Raw genomic sequence first — 4,981 nt, forward strand, 5'->3', positions numbered from 1 at the left:
CCGGTACAGGTAGGTCCACTTGCCCCGCACCTTGACGTAGGTTTCATCCAGGCGCCAGCTCGGATCAAAGCCACGCCGCCAGAACCAGCGCAGCCGCTTCTCCATCTCCGGGGCGTAGCACTGGACCCAGCGATAGATCGTCGTATGGTCGACCGAAATGCCGCGTTCCGCCAGCATTTCCTCAAGGTCGCGATAGCTGATCGGATAGCGACAATACCAGCGCACCGCCCACAGGATCACATCACCCTGGAAATGGCGCCACTTGAAATCCGTCATCGTTCCGTCCGTCCAATCTCCGCCAAGCATGCTCAAGCTTCACGATTTTTGCAACAGAGCCCCCATAAGGATCGCTGCGCGGCCGAAGCGAAGGCGCTGGGCGCATGACCAACCCGACCGCGCAAGCCTATGCTGAATTGCAACTGGCGTTCGACCATTACAACCGGGAGCTGTTCGCGGGCGAGCTGCCCCCCTGCCTGATTACGATGCAGAGGGAAAAGCGGAGCTACGGCTATTTCTCATCGGAACGGTTCGTGCATCATCACGACAAGAGCAAGACCGACGAAATCGCCATCAACCCGGCATATTTCGCCGTGGTCCCCCTGCTCGAAGTCCTCCAAACCGTAGCGCATGAAATGGTCCACGCATGGCAGTTCCATTTCGGCAACCCGTCGCGCTCCGGCTATCATAACCGGGAATGGGCCGACAAAATGGAAGCGATCGGCCTCATGCCGTCCAGCACGGGCCAGCCCGGAGGCGCTAGGACAGGGCAGAAAATGGCCGACTATGCCATTCCGGGCGGCCCCTTCATGCTCGCCACGGATGCCCTGTTGACGCAGAATTTCCGCATTTCGTGGGTCGATCGGTTCCCGGCCATCATGCCGACGCCGGCGATCGACGCCGGCGCCGGCGCCGGCGCTGCCGGCGGCCATCTGGCGGACGTGCTTCAGCCCGCCACGGGGAACCGATCGAACCGGATCAAATATCGCTGCCCTACATGCGGCGTGCAGGCATGGGGCAAGCCCGCGCTGCGGCTCCTGTGCGGTGGCGACGATTGCGCCAGCGCGCCCCTCGCCCCTGTCGAATAAAGGGGCTAGGATCAGCCCATGACGATGCGCAGCCTATTCGACGGGGCTTTGACGATGATCCTCTATGTCCTCGCCTTCGCAGCGGGGACAGTTTTTGTCCGGGCCAACTATGATCTGGTTGAGGCACACCCGCTTCTGGTGTTCTTTGTCGGCGCGATCTGCGCCTACCAGCTATTCAACCTGATCCCGCTTGCCGTTGTGACCATCAACGATCACATTTTAGGCCAGCCTGAACAGCGTCAAAAGCGAGACTAGAGGCCATCCCTTCGGAATAGCGTTAATATCGAGCGCAAGCGGCTCGGTTTGTCGGGAGCTGCATGGTCCGGGGCCGGGGCCTCCGTCGCTGCGGGGTGGGCCTCATCCCATAGAGCTTTCCAACGCTCCGCCTCAATGCGGCGCGCCATTGCGCGGTTCTCAACCGCGTGCAGCCTTCGCGCTTCTCCGGGATCGCTATCCATGAATCTCGCGCTGCACGATGAATGGTAAGTTTCCGTTGCACACCATGATTAACAGCCTGCCGACGATAAAGGCTGGGCATATCGCGCGGGCGCAGCTCCTTCGCCTTGCCAGCGCCGTGCCTGCCCGATACGGCTCTGCAACAACTCTGCTTTCGGGTCGCGCACAACCCGCCGTTGTGTCCGAAAGTGCGAAAGCCCGGCCCTGTGTCGGGCTTTCTTATATTCGTGCTAGACCACGCTCCAACAAATAGTTCTGGTTCTCATAGACGCCTGCGTCTATGCCGGATCTGACAGAGGAAGCGGGATGGCATTGGAACCTATCAGGGTATTGGAGTTCGCGGACGCCGATCGCGCGGACGTGCAACGGCGCGTGGTCGATGCCGTGCAAGCTGCGCCCGAACGGTTCCTGACAGACTATGCGGCCCGACCCGGCACTTTCGGGGGGCGCTACGTCTGTGCGGACGCCATGAAGGAGCTGCTTCCCGAATATACCGCCTCAAGAGAGGCCCGCGGCCGATACAACGCGCCCGTCCACAATGCCGCGGCCGTTCTGGCGGCCGAACAATACCGGCGCGTAGTAGCCGATAGCTCCGATCCGACCCGCAACCTGGTGCTGTTCGTAACCGGGATGCCGGGGGCCGGGAAAACCTCTGAAATCCAGTATGCGGCGCTGCATGAAGGAAACCGGCTCGGCCGTGACGTGCGCGCGATCTTTGAGGGCCAGCTTGTCGATCCGCAAGCGAGCATCGCCAAGGTCGAACAGGCATTGAGCGCCGGATGCAGAGTCGGGGTAATAGCGGTGCTGCCTCGGCCAGAGGAGGCGCTTGCGCACACGTTCCAACGCTTTGAGGAGCTAGGCAGGGGCGCGAGCGCGGCCGTGATGGTGCGTATTCAGGAGGGCACGCCTGACGGCCTAGAGGCCCTTCTAGGTCGCTTTGGCGATCAGATTTCGGTTGCGGTCCATGACGTGCGCGATCGTGCGAATGTTCATCGCCTAGAAGGCATGGACGGTGTAAATATCTGGCGGAAGGAATTGGAAAATGGACCTGTCCAAGAAAGGCTTGAAAGAGAGTTCGACCGGCTCAACCAGCTCGGCCGCGTCAGCGCCGATTGCGCCCTCCAATTCAAAGGACAATCTCCCCACGGGCAACTTTACGCGATTGGAGGCCCTGATGTTGGTGGGAGCCTCGCACATGGCGACGGACGAAAAGCTACGCCGGAAAGTGGCCGAACGTCTCTCCTGAACGCGGCGCGGGGAAGCTCGCTCGCCGGACTCTCCGACGCCCTCAAGACAGGCCAGAGCGAAGGCGACGGCAAAACCAAATCCAACGAAATCGGCCACGGCCTGCCTAAGCCGCCGTCGCCCCGGCGTTCCAGATGAACGCCCCCAGCCCGAACCTTCCGTTTGGTGTTAGCCGGGGAGCGTTGCGAGGGGCTGGCCCCTTGCTGTGGGGGTCGAGCGGGACGCTGGGCGGCCCGATCGCAGGGGGACGCTTCCCCCGCCTGCTCCTTCTTTTCCAGTAGGTGCCATGACCGGCTATCTCGGCTCGAAACAGGTTTCGGGCGCATATCAGGCTGTGATTGCCAATATGCCGCCGCACGATACCTACATTGAGACGCATCTAGGCTCCGGCATCGTCCTCCGGCGCAAGCCTCCCGCTGCCCGCTCGATCGGCCTCGAAATTGATCCGGCTACCTTTGAGTGCTTCGGCTCGATCGCGGCAGAGGAATCGAGCGCGTTCGATGGCGCGGCCGTCGAAACCTACAACGTCGATTGCCTCGCCTTCCTGCGCGATTTCGACTTTTCGGCCGCTGGGCGCGTGCTGATCTATGCTGATCCGCCCTATGTCCTCGCCACGCGCTCCCATCCGGGCACGCGCTACCGCTATGACTATACGGAAGCGGACCATAGGGAACTGCTGGCCGTCCTCGATGCGCTGCCCGCCTCGGTGATGATTTCAGGCTATCCCTCGTCCCTGTATAGCGAACTGCTGCCCGCGCCGCGCTGGCGCGTCCTGTCCTATCAGGCCATGACGCGAGGCGGGCCGCGCACCGAATGTCTATGGATGAACTATGCGCCCGACGCGGCGCATTGGGCCACCCATGCCGGGGTGGATTTCACCGATCGCCAGAGGATCAAGCGCAAGGCGGCACGTTGGAAACGCATGTTTAGCGAGCTGCCTGCGGGCGAGCGAATTGCGATCCTCGCCGCGCTGCTGGAAGTGGACTCATAGCAGGCCAGCGCCGCACTCGTTGCCGTTGTGAAATGATTAACCAAAGCATCCTAGATCAGCCCTGCGACCCGAAGAACCTTTCTCGATCATTTAGGTTCTTTCACTGGACCCGGCTGCATTAGCTGTCGGGTCCATCTTTCTGCGCCGCCAGCTCGTCCACCAACATTTAACCAAGGCGGGCAAGGGTCCGATTACCGCTCCTGTGTCAAAAGAGGCGATGAACGGCGATAACAACAGGCCCTTTTCGCGCGGCGATTTGTCGGCGCTTCTGCTGCTGCTGTTCACGCTCGCCATGATGGCCTATAACTATCGGCATCCAGAGTGGGCGAGCCAAGGCGGCATATGGGCCTACATTGTTCCCCGCCACGGGACAGCATCATAGGCGTGCGCGCCTATCCGATGACTGAACGGACAAAGCGGACGATCGGCGGCCCAACGCCCGCGAGGAAGGCAAGCCCGGTAAGCGCCAGCAATCCCCAAAACTCGATGTGGATAAGCAAGTCGCTGCCGGAATCGTCGTTCGGATCGGGCCAGTCCTTCATGGCACCGGATGATTACGGCTCAGGCTCGATGCTGCAACCTCCTAAGCCAGCAAGGGGCTTCACCGGCCAGCATCATAGACGGGAACGTCTATGCCACCGGCGACATAGACGCGGGCGGCTATGCTGCAGCGCATAGACAGCGGCGACTATGCTTCAGCGGCCAACATTTCCGAGACAGGGCAACCGATCGCGTCCGCGAGCTGCGCCATAACATCCAAGGTCGGATTGGCCTTCCCGTTCTCGATAAACGAAATGTAGGAGGCCGTGACGCCGGTTTGCTCATGCAGCATCGCTTGCGACATTTTGAGGGCCTGCCTCCGCGCCCTCAACCGCTTCCCGAATAATTTGCTCAACGGGTGCGCCATATCGTCCAAACGTAGGTATATTGCCATTCTGGAACCTGCTTCGGAGTCGGGTGATGATGGACTTGAACGACGAACAATATCACCGCCTCCAACATGCTATAGCCCTCACGCGCGAAAGCCTCGCTATCGCGGCGGAGCTGGGCGACGATCTATCAGCCTTTCAACTGAAACACGCGCTCCATTCGCTGCATTACATTAGCGAGCTAGCCCGCCTTATTCACCAAAAGTGTCCTGAAGGGTTGGCGGGAGTGGCGTAAGCCTCTGATCTGAATTAGGAACTGGGTGTCTAAGCCGAAC

General features: G+C 60.9%; 8 protein-coding genes. 5 read left to right on the forward strand and 3 right to left on the reverse strand.

The features are described from left to right. Positions 1-276 (reverse strand): IS6 family transposase (locus IQ35_RS20520; protein ID WP_114141915.1); only part of this gene is annotated, 276 nt, incomplete at its 3' end. 104 nt (positions 277-380) lie between these two features. Here IQ35_RS20520 and IQ35_RS20530 point away from each other — a divergent pair. From IQ35_RS20530 to IQ35_RS21295, 5 genes are all read left to right on the forward strand, one after another. Beyond that, positions 381-1,085 (forward strand): SprT-like domain-containing protein, encoded by a 705-nt coding sequence (locus IQ35_RS20530; protein WP_014194364.1) that lies wholly within the window; start codon positions 381-383, stop codon positions 1,083-1,085. Positions 1,086-1,103: 18 nt separating this feature from the next. Continuing rightward, positions 1,104-1,340, forward strand: coding sequence for a hypothetical protein (locus tag IQ35_RS20535; protein WP_041734157.1), 237 nt, complete (start codon positions 1,104-1,106; stop codon positions 1,338-1,340). A gap of 531 nt (positions 1,341-1,871) precedes the next feature. Beyond that, entirely contained in the window at positions 1,872-2,924 is a 1,053-nt protein-coding gene (locus IQ35_RS20540; protein ID WP_242003434.1) for a hypothetical protein, read from the forward strand. Between the two features lie 148 nt (positions 2,925-3,072). Continuing rightward, positions 3,073-3,777, forward strand: a complete 705-nt coding sequence (locus IQ35_RS20545; RefSeq protein WP_006954176.1) for a DNA adenine methylase — start codon at positions 3,073-3,075, stop codon at positions 3,775-3,777. A gap of 217 nt (positions 3,778-3,994) precedes the next feature. Further along, positions 3,995-4,159, forward strand: a complete 165-nt coding sequence (locus IQ35_RS21295) for a hypothetical protein (RefSeq protein WP_021223002.1) — start codon at positions 3,995-3,997, stop codon at positions 4,157-4,159. Between the two features lie 10 nt (positions 4,160-4,169). Here the strand turns inward: IQ35_RS21295 and IQ35_RS21300 are convergent, their stop codons facing one another. Both IQ35_RS21300 and IQ35_RS21690 read right to left on the reverse strand, forming a co-directional pair. Beyond that, a complete protein-coding gene (locus tag IQ35_RS21300) occupies positions 4,170-4,319 on the reverse strand; it encodes a hypothetical protein (protein WP_172668332.1) in 150 nt (49 codons plus the stop codon). A 146-nt stretch (positions 4,320-4,465) separates the two neighbouring features. Beyond that, positions 4,466-4,711, reverse strand: a complete 246-nt coding sequence (locus tag IQ35_RS21690; RefSeq protein WP_019053933.1) for a helix-turn-helix domain-containing protein — start codon at positions 4,709-4,711, stop codon at positions 4,466-4,468. Positions 4,712-4,981: the final 270 nt, after the last annotated feature.

The sequence above is a fragment of the Sphingobium wenxiniae genome, assembly GCF_007830065.1.
In the GTDB taxonomy this organism is placed as follows: Bacteria; Pseudomonadota; Alphaproteobacteria; order Sphingomonadales; family Sphingomonadaceae; genus Sphingobium; species Sphingobium wenxiniae.